This window comes from Paractinoplanes tereljensis, assembly GCF_016862435.1.
GTDB classification, from domain to species: Bacteria; Actinomycetota; Actinomycetes; order Mycobacteriales; family Micromonosporaceae; genus Actinoplanes; species Actinoplanes tereljensis.
The window spans coordinates 75,791-97,867 of record NZ_BOMY01000001.1; the positions used below are offsets into that span (position 1 = coordinate 75,791).

The window sequence follows — 22,077 nt, forward strand, 5'->3', positions numbered from 1 at the left end:
GGATCATCCAAGGTCGGTGACCGCGAGATGGCCGTCGGTCGTTCCGCAGATCAGATGGTCGCCGACGGCGATGCAGCCCGGAAAGCCGACCTCGCCGAGCACCCCGCGCGGCTCGAGCCGGCCGGTCTGCAGGTTCAGCCGGCTGGCCAGTACGCCCGGCTCGGCGGACCCCAGGACCCGCAGGTAGTAGGTGGGTGTGGAGTGCTCGTAGTTCCAGACGGCGGTGCCTGCACCGAGCTCCGCGACGATCCTGCCCGTGGCGCTGTCGATCAGCGCATGCCATTCGCGGTCGGGACTGTCCGCGAGCAGCCGGCTCCGGTCGGCCGTCCGAGTGGCGTCGACCCAACCGGCGACACGCCAGCGCACCGTAGCGCTGCCGGGATCGAGACCCACGGTGCTGGTCCCGTCGCGGAAGCAGATGACGACGCCGCAGGTGCGTGCGGCCGGCCCTTCCGGCAGCGCGTCCGACGACGCTTGGGCGAACCGCCACCGCGGATCGAGAGTGCCCAGGTCGTAGCCCGTCACCACCGCCCGGTCGGTTTCCATCCGATTGACGTAGACGACGCCGGCGACCGTACCCACGTTGCCCGCGGACACGTCGAGGTCGTTCGGCAAACGGCGCTGCACCAGCGGTATCCCGTCGACGAGACGAAGTGTCCGCACCAGGCCGTCGGCTCTGGCCGCCACGATCCGGCCCCATCGAAGGTCATGACCGGTGATGGTCCAGGAGGCGGCGCCGTCGACCGGTCGCGACCAGATCGTCGCACCGTCGGCCATCCGAACCCGGCGCACCGTTGCGTCCGGCCCGGCGAGCAGGGCCGTCTCGGGAGTCGCGTCAATGAGGTCGCCGGCCACCCGCCACAGCTGCTCGCCCGTACGGAGGTCAAGCGCAACGGTCGCGGCGCCGCCGTCGCGCCCGACCGGCACCATCAGCGCACCCGGAGGCTGAGCCACCATGCGGCCATGCGCCGTCGGCACCCACGTCGACCAGCGCACCGCCCCACTGCGCAGGTCGTAGGCCGTGACGTCCGAGACACCGGCGGCGGGCACGACGAAGACCGTGTCCGCGGACGCCGCCATGAGGGACGTCGGCCCGATCGGGACACTCCACGCCGGCCGAGTGACGATGGACGCAGGACGAGCGGAACCACCGAGCACCGCGACACAGAGCAGTGCCTCCGCAGCCGCGGCCCACCGCACGGCAATCCGCGGATCCCACCGCCGTCGCGCACGCGCGGACCCCACCGGAGACGAACCGGGGGCACCCAGGTCAATGACGGTCATAACGACCTCATGAGTCGATCCAACACCCACGTTTCGCCAGACGGCACCCTACGATCGGGTCCGGATGGCCCGCGCGAGGGAGTCGGCGACTCGCCTCGGCGGCCCACTGCCGGGCGAGTGCGTCCGCCGCGGCCCGGCCCTCGACCCAGCAGCAATACCGATCGGAGGCTTCGGAACTGTCCACGATGTAGGCCACCACCGGCCACCCGCGGCTGATCGCCCGCGATGGCCAGGCCACCACGGTGGCCAGCAGAACCGCGACCCACATCAGAAGCCACGCGGCCAGCAGCAGAGCCGCGATGGCGAGACCCACGGTCCCGTCCGGAACCGAGATGGACACGGACGTCGCCGCACCGGGACGCCAGGCGATCCGCCTCCGCCCGACCCGCCACTTGACCCACTCCTCGGACTCCAACCGGGCCAGTACCACCACATCCCGACGTTGATCCGCAGTGTCAAACGGCCGTCAACAGCCGCCGGCACCGTTGCGGGTCTTCGGTGAGCCCGGCGGCCAGACCCCAGAGCCAGTAGTCGACGGCACGGAAGACGACCCAGTCCCGGCCGTGGTCGAGGTCGATCCCGGCCGCGTCCACCACCGCCCGGAAGTGCCGGACGATCTCCTCGGCGTCGCCCATCTCGTCGATCCGCGTCCACAGAACCCGGCCGAGGTCGTAGGCGATGTCGCCGCGCATCAGCACCGGATCGACGGTCAACCAGGGCTCCCGCTCGCCCCGGAGAACCTGGGCGGAGTGCAGGTCACCGTTGACCGCGAGCTGCGATTCGGTGTGTGACAGGCGATTCCCGGCGTCGAGCGCCCGGCCCAGCGTGCTCTCGGGAAACGGCCGCCCGAGCCGCTCCCACTCCCCCGGCAGCACCGCCATCCGGGCCGCGACGACCTCGGCGGTGCTCGGCACGTGCTCCGGAGCCGGAATCGCGAGCCGCCGCATCATCCGCCCAAGGATCGGCATCGCCTCAGCAACCGGCAGCCCCACCAACGACCGGCCCATGTCCAGCCGCTCAAGCAACATGACACCCCCGTCGCGGTCGGCGTCGACCAGCCGAACCGTTCCCCGCCCATCCCAGAACCGCAGCGCCTCCGCCTGCGCGGCGACCCCGTCCCCCAGCGGTGTGAGCCGCAGGACAAACCGATCGCCGTCCCGGCTGACCGGAATGACCGCGGCATTGGACCCGTGCGCCATCTCCCCGGTGACCGACAGCCGCCAGCGCGAGCAGTAGGCGTGAACGAGCCGAGGCAGCCCGTCCAGCCAGTCCGCACCCCCACCCCACCACCGCGGCATGTCCCGAAACGACTGCGGCACAGCAACATGAGCCGACGCGGGCCCGGCGCCGTCATTGCCTTCCATCAGCACACGCTAACAAACGTGTTCTCCACACTCCCTGGTGAGACCGGAACAAGCCTTTCTTGCCTTTCTTTCCAGGAGCGTTGAAATCCTATTTTTTGAGGGCGTCGCCGATCGATTCGACAGCCTATCCCGCCAGCTTTTCCGCATGAGCCAGTTCGGCGGCGGTGATGCGTTGCAGGCGCGTGTCATCGCCACTCGGGGCAGGGCTCGCGGCTCGGTTGCTGCCGGTGGACTGCGTGCCGTTGGGGGGGCGATGTGGGCGATCGGCGTCGCCGGGCGGGCGAGTGCCGGGCGGCGAACGGGCTCGAACGGTGTGACGGCTTCGGCTGGCCGGCGTTGTTCGGCCGGCTTCCGCAGGGCCATGCCGGCCGACGGCTTCGCTCCAGCCGGCGGGCTCAACCCGTTCGGCGCTCGATTCGGGCAACAATGTGCACCCGACGCGCAAGCCCGGCCCGGCGTGCGGGTTCGGGTCCTGGACCGGTCGAGCGTGCGGGCTCGGCCCGGGGCGCGGGGGCGGCCTGAGCAGCGGATTGTTCCTCATGCCTGGGGTGATCGGGGGTGCGGGCACGGCTGGGAGGTTGGGCTCGGCCTGATGTGCGGGCTGGGTGGGCGTTGCGGTTTCCGGCCGGTGTGAGGCGGCCGGGTGGCTGGCGGGGGCGTCCCGGTTTGGTGCCGGAGAAGCCGGCCGCCGCACGCGGGTGGCGCCCTCGGGCCAGATCAGCGGCGGGACAGCCTCGACATCATCGTGCAGACCCAACTCGCCGCACTCACGGGAGCAGCCGTGCTCGCGGCAACGCTTCCACCCATACCGGCGACGGAGTCCCCACCGTCGACGCGGCACCTGGTCACGGCGGAATTCATCCCCGGCCGGAGAATAATTCCGTGCTTTTGTGCGGTCCCGCAGAGCAACGGTTGTGGACCGATCGAACAGCTGCATTTGCTGGTACCGCATGCAAATATTCTCGCGCGCCCCGAACCACCCCCGCCAATAGCGGATCATGCCAACCCCGAAAGGAATCCGGCACCGGCATAAGAAACAATTCATTATCGGAAGTTGACATGCCGCTGTCCGCGCGTTGGTATGCACGACGTGCCCGGGCCGCTTGATCGGCAGGAGGGGCACGGCCGGGGAGGGAACGACAGATCGGCAGTCCGGCGCCGGGCGGGATCTTTGAAGGATGGCGTGTGCTGCCTAGACTCCGGCTGTGCGGATCGGTCGACGGGGTCTCGTCGTTGCTATTGCGGGACTGGTGCTGGTTCTCGTGATCGCCCTGGCGGCAATCTCATTGCTGCGCTGGAGAGCCGCCGGCGTCGCACATTCGATCGTCCCGCCCGCGGGGGCGGCCGCGCCGTCCTTCCGCAGCCCGGAGTCCGAGAGGGAGGTCGCCGACCGCGCCGCCCTGATTGCCCTCCGGCTGCGCAACGATCGTGGGAGGGCGACTGTGCGCAGCTATGCCATGCCGCCCGGCTCACCCTGGCTGCAGGCGCGAAAGTCGGTCGCCACCCAGCTCGACCGCTGGGAGGAGGTCGGCGACTGCGCCGACAACCTCGAGGCCACGATCGTCGAATGCACCTGGCGGGAGCCGACCCGGTGGTGGCCACGCGAGGTCGCGCTCACCATGATGCGCCTGCCGTCGGCGGGCGAGGCACGCAGCAACCGGACCGGTGCCACCTTCGTGATCATCGGCTCCGGCATGGGTGCGTAGCACCCCGCCCGAGGCTCGGCTCTTGACCTGAAGTTCGGTTCAGGTCGCAGGATCGTCGGGTGACTATGACGGACGACGCGTGGCGGGCGCTGGAGCGGCAGCAGACGGTGGAGATCACTACGGTTGGGCGGCGGAGTGGGCGGGCGCAGCGGATCGAGACGTGGCGATATCGGGCGGCTGGGCGTTACTGGCTGACCGGCAGTCCGGGGCGGCGGGACTGGTATGCCAACCTGCTGGCGCAGCCCGCGTTCACCCTGCATCTGGCGGATCGGGAGCTGGCGGTGCGCGGGCGGGTGGTCACCGACCCGGACGAGCGGGCTCGGGTGTTCGGCGAGATCGTGCCGGGGCTGGAGTGGGCCGGGAGCCTGGACAGCTGGCTCGCCGGGAGCCCGCTGGTGGAAATCCTGCTCGACTGAGTCAGGGGATGTAATCCTGCAGGCGGGCGGGGGTCAGGCCGGCCTTGTGGATGGCGTTCAGCACGGCCAGGAAGTCGTCCACGAAGCGTGGGCGGAAGTGCATCAGGATGATGTCGCCGGGCTGGACCGTGTGGCCCTCCTGGTAGAAGACCTTGCCGTGGTCGGTGGTCTCCTTCCAGAAGAACGCCGCCTTCATGCCGCAGTCGTGGGCCACCCGCAGCGTGGTGGCGTCGTGGGTGCCACCCGGTGGGCGGAACAGGACCGGGCGGCGGCCGTAGTACTGGGCCAGCTGGTCGGCGCCGCCGCAGATCTCGTGTTTCTGGAAGGCGTACGAGCGGCCTTTGAGGTTGGGGTGGCTGATCGTGTGGTTTTCGATCACCGCGCCGGAGTCCTGCAGCGGCTTGAAGTAGCCGGGGTCGGACTTGATGGCGTTGATCTCCAGGAACAGGGTGATCGGCACGTGCGCGGCCTGGAAGAGCTTCAGCGCCTGCGGGTCCTTCGACCAGCCGTCGTCGATGGTGATGAAGGCGACCTTCTGGGTGGTGGGGATGCGGCTGAACCAGCCGGCCTTACCGTCGGCCGGCAGCGTCACCGGGGTGGGTGTGGGCGGCGCCGGGAACTTCGGCACGCGCGGGCGGAGCGCCGCCGGTAGGGCGCTCAGCGCGTCGGGCTCGGTCGGCGAGGTCTGCGGCACCGGGCTGGACTGGCCGCCGGCGCCGGCCGGGGGCACGCTGTGGTCCCCGCATCCGGCGGCCAAGGCCAGGACAGCCAGCACGCCGGCCAGGAAAGGTGCAGCTCTCATCGCGTACGTCCTCCGCCGTCGGTTGATCTTGTCCTTCCTGACGGGTATGGCGGGGCGGGGCGTTGCGGATGCACAAGAATCTGACAAGAACCCCACAATTCATCCTGTCTCGCAGGACACATGCCGGGTCGAAATATCGAGACCGATGGGTCGGTTATCCCAGGCGATCACCCTGGAGGTCAGCCATGAAGACCGGAATCCACCCCGATTACCACACCGTCGTCTACCGCGACCGGAACGCCGACTACGCGTTCCTGACCCGCTCGACGGCGACCAGCCCCAGGACGGTCGAGTGGACCGACGGCAACACGTACCCGGTCATCGACGTCCAGATCTCGGACGCGAGCCACCCGTTCTGGACCGGCCGCAGCCGCGTGCTCGACACCGCCGGCCGCATCGAGAAGTTCCGGGCCAAGTACGCCAAGTTCACCAAGTAGCCAGACCAGCACGAATCGGCCGCTTCCCGTCAGGGAGGCGGCCGATTTTTTTAACCAGAACTAGCTGTCGAAGGCCGGGGCGGCTGGGTCGACGCGGCGGGCGTGGCGGAAGCCGAGGACGGTCAGCAGCAAGAGGATCAGTGCGCCGGCGAAGCTGGCGATGGCCGAGTAGAGGGCGATCTGGCCGAACTTCCAGAAGGCGTACGCGTTCAGCAGCATGCCGCGCAGGGTCTCGCCGCGGAACAGGGTCTGCACCTGGGCCTGTAGTTTCGCGTCGTCGGGGCTGGCCTGGGCCTCGGTGCTCACCTGGGCGTAGGTCTTGCCGCCGGCGATCTCGGACAGGTGGACCTTGATGAAGTGGTCGGCGTACGCCTCGGCCTGGGCGCCGGTGGTGAGCTGCTTACCGGCGTACTTGTTGAGGTAGGGGCCGATCTCGTCGGACTTCAGGGCGTCGCTTCCCTTGGCCGGGAAGAAGATCTGCTGGGCGGCCAACTGGTCGTGCACGGTGGAGTTGGCGAAGTTGTAGCCCCAGGTGAGAAGACCACCGGCAATGAGGAGGCCGGCGGCCAGGACCGCACCCACGGCGGTAAGGATGAGGTCGAGTGTCCTGCGTCGCATCGTGCACCTTCGAAGACTTGTGTTTGATTGATCAGCCACAGTCTGTGATCAACCGGGTCCCGCGAAACAGGGCCAGAAGTCCTCAGGGGCTACAGCAGTGGGGTGTCGTGCTTGTCGAAGCGGAGGATCGAGCGGTACTCGCCGCTGCCCTCCTGCTCCCAGGACTGCAATCGCGCGTGGATCATTTCGGCTTCCGAAGCAGAGGCGGCGATCGCGAACCGGCCGTTGCCGATGTCCTCGACGATGGCATTCGGAAAATCGGCCAGGTCCGGTACGCCGGGGCGCACCGCGAAGGTGACCCGGCCCGAGGGGTTGAGCACTTCACCGGCGTACCCGCCGAGGTCGTTGATTTTGATGATGTCGCCCAGCGCGAGGCGCATCTGCAGGAACGGTACGCAGCAGATCTCCACCGTCGTCGCGTCGATGCGGCGGACCGCCAGCACCTCGTCCCACGGGGGCTGGGCGTGCACGAGGATCAGGGTGCGGACCGTGTCGTCGGCCCGGTCGGCCCAGGCCGGCGCCGGATGGACCAGGATCTGGCCGGTCGGCGGCCGATAAGGCTCGTCGTGGCGGTGCCAGAACCAGTTCCATGCGGTGCCCAGGAGGAGGGCGATTCCGGTGAAGCCGACCGGCTGGTACCAGTAGCGCCACGCCGGACCGGAGACCAGATCGGGGCCGGCCGCCTCGGTCGGCCGGTCCGGTTCGATCGACAGGGTGACCTGCTCACCGTCGGCGGGTGGCAGGCCCCAGCCGATGTCGAGCAGCTCGGTGCGGTACAGATGGGCCCGGAACACGTATTCGACATGCAGCCTGGACCAATGCCGGCCGGGCGAGCCGTTGACGTAGGCGTCGACCGTGGTGTGCGCGGCGCGGATGTCGTCGGCGCGCTGGTGCAGGGACATCAGGCCGAGCGCAGCGGCGCCGATCATCGCGATCCCGGCCAGCAGCCGCCAGACAGCGCTCACTCAAGCGGCCAGCGGATCGGCCAGCAGGGCGGCGAAGCCCAGGTCGGCCGCGCCGAGCAGGGTCGCGTCGTCGGCCCGGGCGGCCGACAGCCGGTCGACCGCCACGTCGAGGGCCAGCACGAAGAAGCTGGGCGAGGGCCGGACCATCAGGGATGGCCGGCCCGCGCCCGTCGTACCGGCCGGGTGTTCCTCGCGCACCAGCCCGGCGCCGGCCAGCTCGGCGGTCAGCGCCAGGATGGTGCTGCGATTGACACCCATCCGTTCGGCCAGGGCGGCGCGGGAGAGCGGCCCCGCCACATGTACGTGGTGGAGCAGCGTGCCCAGGCTCGATCGGTGTCGGTGCATGCCACCTGACAATTTAGGCGTTACTCGCCAGACGGGGCAGTAAGAGTTACGCCGAGACCGACCGGGGTGCCGAAGTTCGGGGTGCCGTCCGCGTTCCAGGTGAACTTCTGCGCCCGGGTGGACCGGTTGAGATCGCAGTTGCCACCCGAGTTCGTGGTGGCGTGATAGACGATCCAGTCCTCGGTGCCGTCCGGTGACGTGAAGAAGCCGTTGTGGCCGGGGCCGTAGACGCCGGCCGCGTTGTTGCGCTGGAACACCGGGGTGGACGACTTCACCCACGACGACGAGTTGAGCGGGTCACCGCCGTTCCAGGTGAGGATGCCCAGCTTGTAGTCGGGGGTCGAGCAGTGCGAGGCGGAGAAGACGATGAACGTCTTGCCGCCGTGCTGCAGCACCTCGGCGCCCTCGTTGACCGCGCCGCCGACCGTCTCCCAGCTGTAGGTCGGGGTGGACAGCAGGTGCCGGGTGCCGGCCGCGGTCCACGGGTTGGACAGCTCGCGGATGAAGTTGGGCTGCGAGCCGTTGTAGAACGTGCCGAGCAGGTAGAGCTTGCCGTTGAGCTGCAGGATGCTCGGGTCGAGCTCCCAGGTGTTGTCGGCGGTCGGGTCGAGCAGGTCGGCCTTGAACGCATACGGGCCCATGGGGTCGGTGCCGGACGACTCGAGCACGTGGATGCGCTGGGTGCCCAGGTTGTACGGCTCCTGGCCGGCCACGTAGTAGAAGTACCACTTGCCGTTGATCAGGAAGAACTCCGGCGCCCACATGGTGCCGGCGCCGTTCGGCCGGGTCAGCGTGAAGATGGTCTGCTCGGCGGCGGTGGCGAGCCCGCCCAGGGTGGCCGACTTCCGCATCGTGATCTTGTTGGTCCAGGTCGTGGTGGCCAGGTAGTAGAAGCCGTTGTAGTAGGTCAGCCACGGGTCCGGGCCCTGCACCTTCAGCGGGTTCGTGAAGGTCTTGGTGGTGCCGCCGCCGGTCGGATAGCCGGCCAGTCGCCAGACCCGGGCCGCGTCGGTGGTGCACGGCAGCTGCACCAGACCGGTGCCGGAGGCGGGCAGCGCGATGCACTTGCTGGAGTGGACGGCGGCCAGCTGGAACGTTCCGGTGCTCACGACCCGCAGCTGGAAACGCTGGTTGTTCTGCGCATTACAGGGCCACTGGATGATCTGCGCATTGTCGGCTGTGCTCACGCCGTACACATCGATGCAGTTGGTGTTGCCCGGGGTTTGGATCGTGTAGATGTCGGAGGTGGCCGAGATCGGCGTGAGGGTGAAGGCCGCGCCGCAGGTCGCCTGAGTGAGCTGCAGGCCGGCGGTGGTGGCGCCGCCGGGCACGGTCACGCAGTTGCCGTTCGAGGTGCTGGCGATGGTGCTGCTGAAAGTGGTCGCGGCCGCGGCGGAGCCGGGAACCAGGAGGCTGACGAGAAGGGCGCCGACGAGGACGGCCGCGCCCTTTCTTTTCCGGTTTCGGAGCATGGGGGATCCCCTCGCTTCAAGGACGGGAAGCCGGGTGGGGAGTCACCGGCGAAAACCTTTTCAGGACCGTAACAGCGCATGCAGCAGCTTCGATAGAGGCGGATTACGCCGAAAGGTTTTCGGTTACCAACGCCGCAAGATCTCCGGGATACTGGGTCACCGGCGGGGGAGGTCAATGTGGAGGATGAGTGGCAAATCGCGGTGGTGGCGGGTCCGCCCGGCGCCGCGCGGGACGCGGCGATCCGCCGGTTGGGCGCGCCAGGCGGAGACGTCCGGCCACTTGAGGTGTACGGGTATCTGACCGCGCCCACCGGCTCGCTGGTGGTGGGCGAGCTGAGCGGCGATCTCGCGGACGGCTACTCGAAGGTCTCCATGCTCCTGTCGCTCGGGCATCGGGTACTGATCGTCACCGAGTTCGACCCGGGCCGGCTGCTGAGCCGGTTCCGCGGCTGGCCGGCCACCGCGGTCGTGGTTGGCCCGGTCCACACTGCACCGGTCCTGGGTGGGCCGGTCCAGGCCAGCCCGATCGACGATGGCCTCGAGGCCATCGGTGAAGGCACCTATTACGACGACGGCTGGGCCGGGCGGCGCAATACGCCGATCCCGGTGGTCCGGGTGGCGAGCATCGCGGTGGCCGACGGCGCGGGGCGCACGGTCACCGGCTCCCTCGCGCCGGGATTGCCGTTTCTGGTACGGGTGGGAATCGGCGACCGGCGTGTCGAGAGCATCCTGCCCCTGGATTCGCCGATCTTCCCGTCCTCGCTGCTGCCGCCGGACAGTGCCGGGTGGTGGCTGCGGGCCGTCCTGTCGCGCGGTGTCGACACGATCACCGAAGGGGCACTCTTCCTGCCCCGGACCGGCGAGGGTTTCTCCTGTCCCTGCACCCCCGGCGACCCGCACCTGTGCACCCAGGGTGACCGGTCGTTCTGGCTTGATCTCGCGGCCGTCGCGCCGCGCCGCCCCGAACCGCAGCAGTGGCAACTCGCGTTGCTGCACGGCGCGACCACCGTGCAGATCTTCGAGATCACCCTGAACGGCCCGGCGCCGGCCGCCCGGGCCATCTACACGCTGACCAAGGAGTTCGACGACCTCGGCCGGTTCGGTGGGCGGAATGTGTCCATCCAGGAGGGCTCGCTGCGCGACGGACGGCACTATCTGCTGGTCAACGGGTCGGACGGCGCGCGGGTGGGCTCGGTGCTCACCGACGACCAGGCCGGCAACGCGGCCCGGCTGCTGCGCTCGACGCTGTTCGACCGGCAGCTCGCCGGTAACAGCACGCTCTACGACCGGCAGTTCGGCAAGTCCCGCGACGACTACCTGACCGATCTGTGGGAGATGGCCCGGGTCGGCTGGACGGTGCACCTCGGGCTCTTCCCGGACGCCACCGACCGTGATGCCCTGCGCGAGGCCCTGACCCACGGTGACGGTCCGGGCCGCATCCAGGTGGCGCTGGCCGAGGGCTCCCGGGCCGCCGTGCCCTGGCAACTGGTCTACGGCCTGCCGATCGCCGACCGGGCCTACGTGTGCCCCAGCGTCGACGAGTTCGGGCCCGGCAGCAGCGGCACCGGCATACCCGACCGCTGCCCGCACGCCGACAAGCACGACCAACCCAACGGCGTCCTCTGCCCGTACGGCTTCTGGGGTCTCGCCCACATCCTCGAGGTGCCGCCGTCCAGCGCTCGGATGACCCTCGCCGAGGCGACCGGCGAGAGCCGGCCGCCAACCGTGGTGGCCGCCCGCAACGACACCCTGCCCGGTGCCGACTGGGCGGCGCAGCGGGCCGCGCTCGACCTGATCGACCGGGCCTGCGTCGTCACCACCGACACGAAGTCGCTGCGCGCGGCCCTGATCGCCGGGGCCGACCTGCTCTATCTGTACTGCCACGGCCGGGAGGTCACCGGCGGCGGCGTCGCCCTCGACTTCGGTAAGGGCGGGGTCCTGCTGCCCGAGGACGTGGGCGTGTGGGCCGACGTGGCGCCGCGGATCCGCTGGGCGCAACGGCGGCCGCTGGTCGTGCTGAACGGCTGCTTCACCGGGGTCCGGCTGCCGGAGACGCTCGCCGACTTCGCGTCCGCGTTCGTGCAGTCGACCGGGGCGGCCGGGGTGCTGGCCACCGAGGTGGTCATGGAGAGCGGGCTGGCCGCGCACGTGATGAGCGCGTTCGTCACGGCGTGGCACACCGACCGCCGCGGGGTGGGCCCGGCGATCCGAGACGTGCGCTGGCAGTTGCTGGCGCGAGGCAATGTGATGGGGCTCGCGTACTCCCCGTACTGCGACGCCGACCTGCGACTTCCTTAGGGGCTATCAGTGGTCGTCCTGAATATCGGCAGTGTCTGTTTCGGGCTGGTGATCGGTTTCATCACCTACCGCACCCTGGTCCACACCAACGACAAGGCCAGCATCTCCGACCTGGCCGCGGTGATCGCCGCGGTCGGCGGCGGCGCGGTGACCGCGCTCTTCCCGGAGGGTACGGAGGCCTTCGGCTACTACGCCATCGGGTTGGCCGTGGGGGTCGCCGCCTATCTGGGCATCGCACTGAAGGCGGGCAAGGATCCGCTGGTCGTGCTGAGCGCTCCCGAAGACGCCCTGCCCGCTGGTGGCGGTGGCCGGCCCGACGATCCGGGCCGGCCGTCGTAGGCTGCTTCTGAAGATCAACCTGGGAGGCAGCATGCGGATCGCAGTCACCGGCGGCACCGGCAAGCTCGGCCGGGCCGTCGTCGCCGACCTGAGGGAACACGGCCACGAGGTCATCAACCTGGACGCGGCGGCACAGCGTCCGGACATCCGCATCGATCTCACCGACTACGGGCAGACCCTGGAGGCGCTCACCGAGATCGACGACCGGTACGACCGGATCGACGCGGTGGTGCACCTCGCGGCGATCCCGGCTCCCGGCATCACCGGGAACGCGGCCACCTTCCACAACAACATCAACGCGACCTACAACGTTTTCGCGGCGGCTCGCGCGGCCGGCATCACCAACGTGGTGTGGGCGTCCAGCGAGACGCTGCTGGGCATCCCGTTCGAGACCCCGCCGCCGTACATCCCGCTCGACGAGGAATACCCGGCCCGCCCCGAGTCGCGGTACGCGCTGGCCAAGCACCTCGAGGAGACGATGGCGGCCGAGTTCTGCCGGTGGAACCCGGCGCTGAAGATGATCGGGCTGCGCTTCTCCAACGTGATGGACCCGCAGGACTACGCCGAGTTCCCGTCGTTCGACGCCGATCCCCGGTCCCGCAAGTGGAACCTGTGGGGCTACATCGACGCCCGGGACGGCGCCCAAGCGGTCCGCAAGGCCCTCGCCTACGACGCGACCGGCGTGGAGATCTTCATCATCGCCAACAGCGACACCGTGATGAGCCGCTCGTCGGCAAGCTTGGCCGCCGAGGTCTACCCGGGCGTCAAGGTGACGAAGGAACTGGGCGAGCACGAGACGCTGCTCTCGATCGACAAGGCCCGGCGGCTGCTGGGCTACGAGCCAGAGCACTCCTGGCGCGACCCGGTCACCGGCCCAGGAGCATGACCACCTTGCCGGCCGCCTGGTTGCTCTCCATGTGCCGGTGGGCCTCGACGATGCCGTCGAGGTCGACGACCCGGTCGAGGTTAGGCCGGTAGACGCCGGCCTCGACGTTGCGGACGACCCGTTCGAGTACGGCCGCGCCCTGGTTGTCGTTGCTGTGGAAGGCGGTCAGCCGGGTGCCGGACGGGATCATCGCGATCGGTTCGAAGCCCGGGACCAGCCATCCGCTCAGCGAGCCCGCCACACAGACGGTTCCGCCCGGCCGGACCAGGCGCAGCGAGTCGGCGACCGTGGCCGCCCCGACCAGATCCAGCACGTGGCTGGGTTTGTTCGGCCCGGGCAGGTCGAGTGACCCGCCGTCGTCGACCAGCACGCGGTCGACGCCGGCCGCGGTCAGCGCGCCCGCCTTCTCCGGGCGGCGGGTGGTGGCCGCGACCTCGACGCCGAGGCCGTGCGCGATCGTCGCGGCGGCCAGGCCCACCGACGACGTGCCGCCCCGGATCAGCAACCGTTCGCCGGGCCGGACCCCCAGCACGTCGAGGGCGCCCTGCGCGGTCAGGTAGGTCTCCGGCAGCGCGGCCAGCACCTCCCAGGGCAGCGTGGTGGTCACCGGCATGAGCAGGCTGTTCGGCAGCAGGGCGTACTCGGCGTAGCCGCCGTCGAAGGCCCGGCCCATCTCCCCCATCACCGCCGCGACCGTGCTGCCCTCCGGGATCGACGGGTCGGTCGAGGCCGCCACCAGGCCCACGCATTCGATGCCCAGCACGCGCGGGAACCGCACGCTCGGCGAATGCCCCTGCCGGGTACGCAGTTCGGAACGGTTGAGGCCCGCGCCCATCACCCGCACCAGGCTCCAGCCGTCGCGTACCGCCGGCACCGGCAGCTCCCGGATCTCCAGAACTTCGGGGCCGCCGGCCCGCACACAGACCGCTGCCCGCATCGTCGTCGTCATGGCCTGAACTGTGAAGCCGGATCGTGCGGCCGCCCACCGTTAAAATGCCAAGCCATGCCGCTAGCGCGCCAATCCCGGATCTGGCCGTACGGCGGCGTGCACCGATGGCCGTCGGGCGCGACAAGCGAGCCGCACACCCACACCCGCGGACATCTGGTGTACGCGGCCGGCGGCGTCCTGTCCGTACACACCGAGCAGGGCACCCTGATCGTGCCGGCCAACCGGGTCGCCTGGATCCCGGCCGAGTCCACGCACTATCACCGGACGCACGGCGACACCGACATGCGGATCGTCTTCCTGCCGCCGTCACTCGCCCTGCGGGCCGGCACCCGCCCGGCGGTGCTGCTCGCCTCCGGGCTGGTCCGCGAGCTTCTGCTCACCCTCACCGGGTCACGGCCGCTCGACCGCGGCACTCGCGCCCGCCTGCACCGGGTGCTTGTCGACGAGCTCCGCGAGGCGGCCGAACAGCCGACCCGGCTGCCCGAGCCCCGCGACGACCGGTTGCGCGCGGTGGCCCGGATCCTGGACGACGATCCGGCCGACAACAGCTCGCTGGCGGTGCTCGGGCGGCGGGTCGGGGCCGGCGCGCGGACGCTCAGCCGGCTCTTTCATGACGAGCTCGGCATGACGTTCTACGAGTGGCGAACCCAGCTGCGCGTCGGCCACGCACTCATCCTGCTGGCCGAGGGCCACGACACCACCCACGTCGCGCACGCCTGCGGCTGGGCCAACCCGAGCAGCTTCATCGCCGCCTTCACCACCATCGTCGGCACCACCCCCGGCCGTCACTCCCGGGGGCGGTGACCGGCCCGCGCGTCTAGCCCTCGGCGGCTTGCAGCTCGCGCGGGGAGTACTCGACGCCGTCGAAAGGCCAGGCGTCGTCGAGCCAGTGGCGGACGATGGCGTACAGCTTGGTGTCCAGTTCGGCCCGGTCGTGGCGCACCCAGGAACGCACCGCGGCCCAGCCGGGGGTCTTCGTCGGGTAGATGTAGACGCAGCCGACCAGTTCGTCGCCGGACAGCACGGTGTAGGTGAAGCCGGACCGCTGCTGGAAGTCGGCGGCGTGCTGGCGGAGGTCCGCGAGGTTCTCGTCGATCGACATGTCGTACGGCCACGGGTACTCGGTGAAGCCCGGCGTGCGGCGGATGTGCTCGACGCTGGTGGTCCACGCCTGGTAGTCCCGGTCGTTGTGCTCGGGGCCCAGCGGCAACAGCCGGAGGCCGTCCTCGCTCAGCCCCGGCGGGACCTCGAAATCGGGTGGCACGAACGCGTTGTCGGTGACGACACTCATTCCCTTGATCCTGTCTGTATGGGTGAGCACGGGGACCGGGTTGAGGACATTTCTCCTCTCCCCGTTGAGGTAGGCGGCGACATTCTCGTAGATCACGTCGAGGTTCGCCCGCCGCGATTCGTCGGTGTACCAGGCGATGCCCGGAGTAAGCACCACGTTGGGCAACGAGCGGATGTGTTCCTTGGAATCGGCCGCGAGGTGGTCGAGGCCGGCGCCCGCGATCTTCCCGTCGGTGAGCAACCGAAGCAACGCGGGCTGGTCGATGACCTCGCCGCGGGAGGTGTTGACCAGGATCGCTGACGGCTTCATCGACTCCAGCAGGCGGGCGTCCAGGAGTCCCCGGGTCGAGTCGTCCAGCGGCACGTGCACCGAGAGGAAGTCGGAACCTGCGACCACGTCGGCGAGCCCGGTGGGTTCGATGCCGGACACCGGCGTACCGCTGCGGTTGGTGCCGATGATCCGCATGCCGAAGCCGGCCGCCGCGAGGGCCGCGACCGCCCGCGCGGTCCCGCCGGTGCCGATCAGGCCGAGCGTGCGCCCGCGCAGGCCGATGCCGAGGTAGGGCGCGTGGTCGATGTGGTCGCCGCGGCGGACCGCGGCGTCGCCGGCCAGCAGCCGGCGCGCGACCGCGAGCAGCAGCGCGAACACGTGCTCGCCGACCGCCTCGCTGGAGTAGGCGGGGCAGTTGGCCACGGTGATCCCGGCCCGGCTCGCGGCGGCCAGGTCGACGAAGTCGAAGCTGGTGGTGACCAGCACGATGTGCCGGACCCGGCGCATCTGGGCGAACATGTCGGCGGTCAGCGCGGTCCACTCCACGATCGCGATGTCGCAGTCGTTGAGCCGGCGTACGGCGGTGGCCGGGCTGGGCCGGTCGTGCCAGACGGTGAACTCGCCGAGCTCCGCCATCCGGCTCTCGAATTCCGGCGACAGGAACGTCGGCTCGTCGAGATAGGTGATCCTCATGCGACCAGCGGCCTTCGGGGAACCGGCCGCAGGGTGCTGGCGGCGGCGATCCGGTCGCAGAGGGCGGCGAACATGCGCGGGTCCCGGGCCAGCGCGAACCGCACGTGCCGCCGGCCGCGCGCCGACTCGGCCCAGAAGAAGTGGTCCCCCGGCAGGATGCCGATGCCCTGCTCGGCGAGCAGCTCGACCACGTCGGCGGAGTCCAGCTCGGGGTCGTCGATGCGGACCCATTCGACGCTGACCGCGGCCGGCGCCGGGACCGGAGTCAGCACGGTGCCGGCCAGCGTCTCCCGCAGGAGGGCCCGGTTGACCGCGACCGGCCGCCGCACGCTGACGTCCAGGCCGCGGCGGAGGCTGTCAAGGATGTACTCCCGCACCAGCCGGAGCACGAACGGGCTCACGTTCAGCAGTACGTCGTTGTGCACCTCGAGGATCTCCGGGTAGAGATCCGGGCTCGAGGCCAGGATGCTGCACTTGAGATCGAGCGTCGGCCAGGTCTTGCCGGTGTCCTCGATGCACACGTAGGAGACTCCGGTGTCCCGCAGTACGGCGTACTGATCCCAGCCGTCCAGGTCGCTGAAGAACCGGAACGTCCAGTCCAGGATGAGGATCTGCCCCTCGGCCGCGCAGCGGCGAGCCAGCCGGGTGAACCCGTCGCGGTCCAGCACGAACCCGGTCGGGTTGTTCGGCAGCACCAGGAAGACCGCGTCGGTGCCGGCCGCCCCGGACCGCGGTGGCGCGAAGACCTCCTCGTCCAGCGGCGTCATCCGGACCCGGCGCCGGGCCATGATCGTGGCGAGGTTGTCGAAGCAGGGCTGCATCAGGCTCACCGACAGCCGCCGCCGGTGCAGGAAGGTGGCGACCAGGTCGGTCGCCAGCGAGGCCGAGGTGCACAGCAGGGTGTGTGGGTCGGTGGCGGCCGTCCCCTGCCCGGCCAGCTCGAAGAACGCGGCCTGGAACTCGCGCTCGGCTTCCAGCTGCCGGCTCTGGTCACTGATCAGATAGAGCTCCGGCAACCGGCAGCGGATCTCGTCCTGGGCGGCGTCCTGCCCCTGCCGGGCGTGCCCGTCGGTCAGATTGAATTCCAGCGCCAGGCCGTCTCTCTCGTACCGGGTGAGATTCGGATGCCTGTTCACGGTTTTTCCCAGGTCACCGTCACCGTTATCTGCGCACCAGCCTTGGTGCCGGCAATGATCGCCGTCGCCTGCGCGGTGAACATGACCCCGAATTCGATCTCTATGCGCGAGGGAGAAGATGCCATTTCGCGCAGAGAGTGAAAGGCGTCATCGGCCGCGGAGCGGATCGGTGCGAGTGCCGCAGACAGCGAGCCGACGGCGTTTACAGCAGCCTGAGCTGCGCGGGAGTTGGTGGGGACAATGCCATCCTCATCAGGGACCGCCACGATCACCGAGGCGCCGTCGGATGTGGTGAAGCGCTCGATAGTGCCCATTCCCGAGATGATAGAGCCGGCCCGCGAATGAATGGGGATCTTGAATGAACCCGTCCGCGCTCAAAAGATCAGTAATTCGGGTGACCAACGTGGACGGCGAAACGCTCGGCTCCGGTTTCGCGGCCCTGACCGGCGGTTATTTCCTCACCTGCTGGCACGTGATCGAGGACGTCGCCGATCTTCGAATTCAGATCGAGGGGGACAATCGCCGGCTGCCGGCCGCGGTGCGCGCCGACCTGTCCGACCCGGCCGCCGACATCGCCGTGCTGCACGCCCCCGACGCCGCCACCGTTCCGGTGGTGCGAGCCAGCCGGTCCTGGGCCGCCAACGACGGAGCCTGGACGTACGGCTTCCAGTACCAGGCGCACGTCAGCAGCGGTTACCCGGTGATCGGGCGGATCTCGGGCGACACGGTGGTCGACGGCCAGGAGTTCATCCTGATCGCGGACGTCGACGTGCAGCGCGGCATCAGCGGGGCACCGCTGCTCGACATGGACACCGGCCGGGTCGTCGGCATCGTCCAGGCCCGGCTGAGCAACAAGGGAGTCGGCCTGGCTGTGCCGATCAGCGCGGCCGCGAACCGGTGGGTGGCCTTCCGGCAGTCGCTGTCCCGCCCCGAACACCAGTTGCGGGGCCGGGTCGCCGACCTGTTCGGCGCCATGGGTTACCGGGTCACCGAGCAGTCCGGCGAGGCCGGCATCACCCCGTCGCTGGTCGCCGAACTGACCGTGGGACCGGTGCTGCTGCGCGCGCTCGTGGTGGTGCTCGACGGCGAGGCGCAACAGCCCGGCGACGCCCAGCGCGCGGTACACCTGGTCGGCTCGCTGCTGGCCCAGCGCCGGTACGACAAGGGCTTCGTGGTCACCGCCGCAGCCCATCCCGCACCGGTGCACGCGGTCGCCGACACCCACCACGTCCTGCTGATCACGGTCGCCGATCTGGAGCGGACGCTTATCGACTTCGACCACTACCTGCGTGCGGTGGTGCACGACTACGAGAACTTCGGCGAGTTCTACCACGGCGACGCGCATCCGGTCATCGACCACTTCCGGTGGTGCGACCTCTACCGCTACTACATCGACCTGCGCTGCGTGGACCTGCTGTCCGGACAGTCGTACCCGAGTTCGGCCTCGACGCTCACCGAGTTCCTCGGCACGCCCGAGAGGCACCTGCTGTCCATCCTCGGCGACTACGGCACCGGCAAGACGTCGCTCTGCCTCCAGCTCACCTACGACCTGGCCCGGGAATGCCTGCGCGACCCGGCCGCCACCCGGATCCCGCTGTTCATCCCGCTGCGCAACTTCGACCGGCAGCAAGGGATGCGCCGGCTCATCCTGGACACCCTCACCGACTACGGCATCCAGGTCACCGACTACAAGGCGTTCGAGCTGATGTCCCGGGCCGGCCGGTTCGTGCTGCTGTTCGACGGCTTCGACGAGGTGGCCGACGGCCTCGACCGGCGGGAGGTGACCCAACTGTTCAGCCAGATCACCACGCTGGTCACCGGCCGGGCCAAGATCGTGCTCACCTGCCGTACGCACTACTTCCGCTCCGAGCACCAGAGCCTGGAAACCCTGACCACCGAGGCGATGACGCCGCTCATGCGGGAGGTGCGGGCGCATCGCGGGTTCGGCATCGTGGAACTGCAAAAGCTCGACGAGCCGCAGATCCTGGAGCTGATGTCCCGGCGGTACGCCCAGGACTATCGAGGCCGCTGGGGATACATCAGCAACGTCTACAACCTGGCCGATCTGGCCCGTACGCCGATCATGCTCACCATCATGCTGAACTCGTTCGGCGACCTGCTCTCGCTCGGCTCCGACACCGCGGTCAAGTCGGCGACCCTCTACGACATGTACACGAAGTTCTGGCTCGAGCGCGACGACGAACGCTCGGACATCACCGCCCAGGAACGGCTGGCGTTCGCCCAGGCGCTGGCCTGGCGGATGTACGCCACCGACCGGCTGTTCATCCCGTACGAGGAGCTGAGTGCGGCCGTCGGAGAGTTCTTCGCCGAGTCGTTCCCGCACGACCCGCAGCGGTTGCAGAAGCTCGACACCAACGTGCGAACCTGCTCGTTCCTGGCCCGGGACCGGTTCGGCAACTTCATGTTCGCGCACAAGTCCTTCATGGAGTTCTTCGTGGCCAAGCGACTGGCCGGCAGCGTCGCCGAGTGGCCCGTCATCGACCTCGGGCAACGCGTCATCCCGTACGAGATCACCGACTTCGTCCAGCAACTCGCCTCGCCGCACGACATCGCCACCATCAAGGCGCAGGCACTCAACCGCCAGAACAGCGACATTCTGCGGGGCATGTGCATGGACATCCTGATCGGACTGGGCGACACCGTCCGGGAGGAACCGCTGGTCTTCGCCATGGTCGCGGCGCCGGACGGCCGGCTGGTCACCGCCAACGCCGACGGCACAGCCACCGTCCTGACCCCCGACCTGACCATCGCCGCCACGCTGACCGGCCACGACGACTGGATCCGGCAGGTGGTGATCAGCCCCGACGGGCACCTGCTGGCCACCTGCGGATGGGACGGCCGGGTGCTGCTCTGGGACCTGCCCGGCCCGACCCGGCGGGGCGAGTTCCGGCTGCCCGAGCGGGTCAACTCGGTCTGCTTCGACCGGCACTCCCGGCTTCTGCTGTGTGCCGGTTACGACCGCGCCATCTCGGTGCTGCACGTCGACACCATGCGCCCGGCCTTCACGCTGACCGGGCACGCCGGCGCGGTCAACGCGGTGATCGCCAGCCCCACCGCCGACGTCGTGGTCAGCGCGGGGCTGGACAAGACCCTGCGGGTCTGGTCGCTCGAGCAGGCCGGGCGGCCGACGACCGTACGCCAGCAGGAGGAACCCATCACCCGGCTGGCCTTCGCGGCCGACGGCCGCAGCTTCGCGGCCGGAAACTGGACCGGCAAGGTCACCGTCTGGGAGGTTCCGGCGGTACGGCCTCGGTGGATGAGCAGCGAGCACACCAACATGATCGGTGCGCTCGCCTACTCCCCCGACAGCGAACTGCTGGCCAGTTCCTCGGACGACCGGACCGCGAAGATCTGGAACGCGGCCAGCGGCAACCTGATCGCCACGCTGCCGCACATCGACTTCGTCACGGCCGTCTGCTTCGGCCCGCAGAGCCGGCATTTCTACTGCGGTGGCTACGACTCCCAGGTCCATCGGTACGACACCAATTCCTGGGAACTGCGGACCACCACCGTCCTCGGACCCTTCCCTACTGGCAGGTGACGTCCGGGTTCATCGACGTCAGTTCGCCGGCTGGGTTGTTCTGGTAGAGCCAGACGTGCAGGTCGTAGTGCACCGGCATGGGCGGCTGGCCGGGCGGGACCGGGTGGCCGGCCATCGGGCCGTCGAAGGGGTGGCTGAGCAGCGTCGGCCGGTCGTCGGCGGTCTTGAGGTTGCCGTCGGCGTCGGCCTTGAAGTACTCCAGCGCGGCCAGCCGCACCGAACCACCGGCGGCGGCCGTGTAGACCAGGATCTCCGGCAGGGCCGGATCGATCTTCATGTCGCCGGTCAGTTCGGGCTTCGCGTAGTGGAAGCCCATGCCCGGCACGCAGTCCTTGGTCGGCCGGTAACCGGCCGCGATCGCCTTCTTGACGTCCCGGAACCGGCTGGTGGCCTCGACCAGGACCGCCCGCTGTGCGTTGGTCAGCCGGGGCTTGGCCGGCATGCGGGCGAGGGTCGCGGTGACCGGAGCCGGCGCGGCCAGGGCCCATTCCACGGTGACGGTCGCGGTCAGCTGCTGCTTGCCCGGCTCGAGGGGAACCCGCGCGTCGTACGCGGCCATGCTGTACTGCGGGCTCGGCGGCCCGAAGGTCGGGGCCACCTCGCTGATCGTGACGACCCGGCCGAGCGGGCGGCCGGCTTCCTTGGCGTACAGCTCGGCCTTGCCGCGGGCATCCGCGAAGGCCTTCTTGCGCGCCTCGGCGAGCAGCGCGGTGTCGTTCTCGATCGAGAACGACACGCCGTTCAGCCGGGCCGCGTTGCCGCCGGCGGCGATGCCCGCGGACAGGACCGCCCCGGCCCGCGGCAGGTTCCGGATCTTCGCGGTGAGTCCCTGATTCACGCTGTAGCCGATGATGTCCCGGTCGTCGTTGAACTTCGAGCTGATCCCGACGTTCGACGTCTGCAGGTCGGCCCGGGCGATGCCGGCCCGGACGAGCGCGTTACGCATCCGGGTGGCCGCGGTGTTGGCCCGTTCCAGCGCATCGCCCACGGTGGACGCCTCGGTCTCCACCGCGAATTCGGCGGTAAACAGGTCAGGTTCCCCGAACACCGCCCCCGTCCCGGTGACCAGGACGCCTTCGCGAGACGGCTCACCGCTCGCCGCGGCAACCGCCGGACGCCCACCGCCCAGCACAAACGTCGTCAGTACGGCGAGTAGGGACGCTGTAACACGTGACCGGTTCATTTCCCACCTTCAAGGGTATATTTCATACCATTTAAGGGGTTTTGACGGTATGGGGATGCGG

The 22,077-nt window shown here is 69.5% G+C and carries 20 protein-coding genes and 1 pseudogene; 8 read left to right on the forward strand and 13 right to left on the reverse strand.

The window, feature by feature from the left end; genetic code table 11:
* Window positions 1–3 precede the first annotated feature (3 nt).
* From Ate02nite_RS00300 to Ate02nite_RS00310, 3 genes are read right to left on the reverse strand one after another with little or no spacing between them, the layout of a single operon-like run.
* Window positions 4–1,284, reverse strand: a complete 1,281-nt coding sequence (locus Ate02nite_RS00300; protein ID WP_438871138.1) for an outer membrane protein assembly factor BamB family protein — start codon at window positions 1,282–1,284, stop codon at window positions 4–6.
* A 7-nt stretch (window positions 1,285–1,291) separates the two neighbouring features.
* A complete protein-coding gene (locus Ate02nite_RS00305) occupies window positions 1,292–1,717 on the reverse strand; it encodes a hypothetical protein (protein WP_203797211.1) in 426 nt (141 codons plus the stop codon).
* A 22-nt stretch (window positions 1,718–1,739) separates the two neighbouring features.
* A complete protein-coding gene (locus tag Ate02nite_RS00310) occupies window positions 1,740–2,648 on the reverse strand; it encodes an aminoglycoside phosphotransferase family protein (protein ID WP_203797212.1) in 909 nt (302 codons plus the stop codon).
* A 1,205-nt stretch (window positions 2,649–3,853) separates the two neighbouring features.
* Between Ate02nite_RS00310 and Ate02nite_RS00315 the strand changes: the two genes are divergently transcribed.
* On the forward strand, window positions 3,854–4,354 hold the full coding sequence (locus tag Ate02nite_RS00315) for a hypothetical protein (protein ID WP_203797214.1): 501 nt from the start codon (window positions 3,854–3,856) through the stop codon (window positions 4,352–4,354).
* Window positions 4,355–4,419: 65 nt separating this feature from the next.
* A complete protein-coding gene (locus Ate02nite_RS00320) occupies window positions 4,420–4,770 on the forward strand; it encodes a nitroreductase/quinone reductase family protein (protein ID WP_239147044.1) in 351 nt (116 codons plus the stop codon).
* A 1-nt stretch (window position 4,771) separates the two neighbouring features.
* Here Ate02nite_RS00320 and Ate02nite_RS00325 read toward each other — a convergent pair whose 3' ends face one another.
* Window positions 4,772–5,572, reverse strand: a complete 801-nt coding sequence (locus Ate02nite_RS00325; protein ID WP_203797225.1) for a polysaccharide deacetylase family protein — start codon at window positions 5,570–5,572, stop codon at window positions 4,772–4,774.
* A gap of 185 nt (window positions 5,573–5,757) precedes the next feature.
* Here Ate02nite_RS00325 and Ate02nite_RS00330 point away from each other — a divergent pair, with 185 nt between their 5' ends.
* Window positions 5,758–6,009 carry a type B 50S ribosomal protein L31 gene (locus tag Ate02nite_RS00330; protein WP_203797233.1) on the forward strand — a complete coding sequence of 84 codons (252 nt, stop codon included), beginning with the start codon at window positions 5,758–5,760 and terminating at the stop codon, window positions 6,007–6,009.
* Window positions 6,010–6,069: 60 nt separating this feature from the next.
* Here Ate02nite_RS00330 and Ate02nite_RS00335 read toward each other — a convergent pair whose 3' ends face one another.
* The 4 genes and pseudogenes from Ate02nite_RS00335 to Ate02nite_RS00350 all read right to left on the reverse strand — a co-directional run bounded on the left by Ate02nite_RS00335 (window position 6,070) and on the right by Ate02nite_RS00350 (window position 9,409).
* A complete protein-coding gene (locus Ate02nite_RS00335) occupies window positions 6,070–6,627 on the reverse strand; it encodes a hypothetical protein (protein ID WP_203797235.1) in 558 nt (185 codons plus the stop codon).
* Between the two features lie 89 nt (window positions 6,628–6,716).
* On the reverse strand, window positions 6,717–7,592 hold the full coding sequence (locus Ate02nite_RS00340; RefSeq protein WP_203797236.1) for a DUF4265 domain-containing protein: 876 nt from the start codon (window positions 7,590–7,592) through the stop codon (window positions 6,717–6,719).
* 75 nt (window positions 7,593–7,667) lie between these two features.
* Window positions 7,668–7,937: pseudogene (locus Ate02nite_RS00345) on the reverse strand (sugar kinase); the annotation flags it as partial.
* 20 nt (window positions 7,938–7,957) lie between these two features.
* Window positions 7,958–9,409, reverse strand: coding sequence for a family 43 glycosylhydrolase (locus tag Ate02nite_RS00350; RefSeq protein WP_203797238.1), 1,452 nt, complete (start codon window positions 9,407–9,409; stop codon window positions 7,958–7,960).
* 177 nt (window positions 9,410–9,586) lie between these two features.
* Here Ate02nite_RS00350 and Ate02nite_RS00355 point away from each other — a divergent pair, with 177 nt between their 5' ends.
* The 3 genes from Ate02nite_RS00355 to Ate02nite_RS00365 are packed head-to-tail and all read left to right on the forward strand — an operon-like array spanning window position 9,587 to window position 12,932.
* Window positions 9,587–11,707, forward strand: a complete 2,121-nt coding sequence (locus tag Ate02nite_RS00355) for a hypothetical protein (protein ID WP_203797240.1) — start codon at window positions 9,587–9,589, stop codon at window positions 11,705–11,707.
* A gap of 9 nt (window positions 11,708–11,716) precedes the next feature.
* On the forward strand, window positions 11,717–12,046 hold the full coding sequence (locus Ate02nite_RS00360; RefSeq protein WP_203797242.1) for a hypothetical protein: 330 nt from the start codon (window positions 11,717–11,719) through the stop codon (window positions 12,044–12,046).
* 31 nt (window positions 12,047–12,077) lie between these two features.
* The gene (locus Ate02nite_RS00365; RefSeq protein ID WP_203797244.1) at window positions 12,078–12,932 is read left to right on the forward strand and encodes an NAD-dependent epimerase/dehydratase family protein; all 855 of its coding nucleotides are present in this window, start codon (window positions 12,078–12,080) and stop codon (window positions 12,930–12,932) included.
* On the opposite strand, the gene Ate02nite_RS00370 is transcribed toward Ate02nite_RS00365, so the two are convergent.
* Entirely contained in the window at window positions 12,913–13,881 is a 969-nt protein-coding gene (locus Ate02nite_RS00370) for a zinc-binding dehydrogenase (RefSeq protein WP_203797246.1), read from the reverse strand. The genes Ate02nite_RS00365 and Ate02nite_RS00370 overlap by 20 nt on opposite strands.
* 54 nt (window positions 13,882–13,935) lie before the next feature.
* Here Ate02nite_RS00370 and Ate02nite_RS00375 point away from each other — a divergent pair, with 54 nt between their 5' ends.
* A complete protein-coding gene (locus tag Ate02nite_RS00375) occupies window positions 13,936–14,685 on the forward strand; it encodes an AraC family transcriptional regulator (RefSeq protein ID WP_203797248.1) in 750 nt (249 codons plus the stop codon).
* A 13-nt stretch (window positions 14,686–14,698) separates the two neighbouring features.
* On the opposite strand, the gene Ate02nite_RS00380 is transcribed toward Ate02nite_RS00375, so the two are convergent.
* Genes Ate02nite_RS00380 through Ate02nite_RS00390 form a run of 3 tightly spaced genes read right to left on the reverse strand, consistent with a single transcriptional unit; the run spans window position 14,699 to window position 17,585 of the window.
* A complete protein-coding gene (locus Ate02nite_RS00380; RefSeq protein ID WP_203797250.1) occupies window positions 14,699–16,135 on the reverse strand; it encodes a 2-hydroxyacid dehydrogenase in 1,437 nt (478 codons plus the stop codon).
* Window positions 16,132–17,271, reverse strand: a complete 1,140-nt coding sequence (locus Ate02nite_RS00385; RefSeq protein WP_203797257.1) for an aminotransferase class I/II-fold pyridoxal phosphate-dependent enzyme — start codon at window positions 17,269–17,271, stop codon at window positions 16,132–16,134. Before Ate02nite_RS00385 ends, Ate02nite_RS00380 begins: the two co-directional genes overlap by 4 nt.
* The gene (locus tag Ate02nite_RS00390; protein WP_203797259.1) at window positions 17,268–17,585 is read right to left on the reverse strand and encodes a CU044_2847 family protein; all 318 of its coding nucleotides are present in this window, start codon (window positions 17,583–17,585) and stop codon (window positions 17,268–17,270) included. The genes Ate02nite_RS00385 and Ate02nite_RS00390 overlap by 4 nt, the downstream gene beginning before the upstream one ends.
* A 44-nt stretch (window positions 17,586–17,629) precedes the next feature.
* On the opposite strand from Ate02nite_RS00390, the gene Ate02nite_RS00395 reads away from it, so the two are divergent.
* Window positions 17,630–20,833 carry an NACHT domain-containing protein gene (locus Ate02nite_RS00395; protein WP_203797261.1) on the forward strand — a complete coding sequence of 1,068 codons (3,204 nt, stop codon included), beginning with the start codon at window positions 17,630–17,632 and terminating at the stop codon, window positions 20,831–20,833.
* Here the strand turns inward: Ate02nite_RS00395 and Ate02nite_RS48565 are convergent.
* Window positions 20,820–22,016 (reverse strand): SIMPL domain-containing protein, encoded by a 1,197-nt coding sequence (locus Ate02nite_RS48565; protein ID WP_239147024.1) that lies wholly within the window; start codon window positions 22,014–22,016, stop codon window positions 20,820–20,822. The two genes, Ate02nite_RS00395 and Ate02nite_RS48565, sit on opposite strands and share 14 nt — an antisense overlap.
* Window positions 22,017–22,077 lie beyond the last annotated feature (61 nt).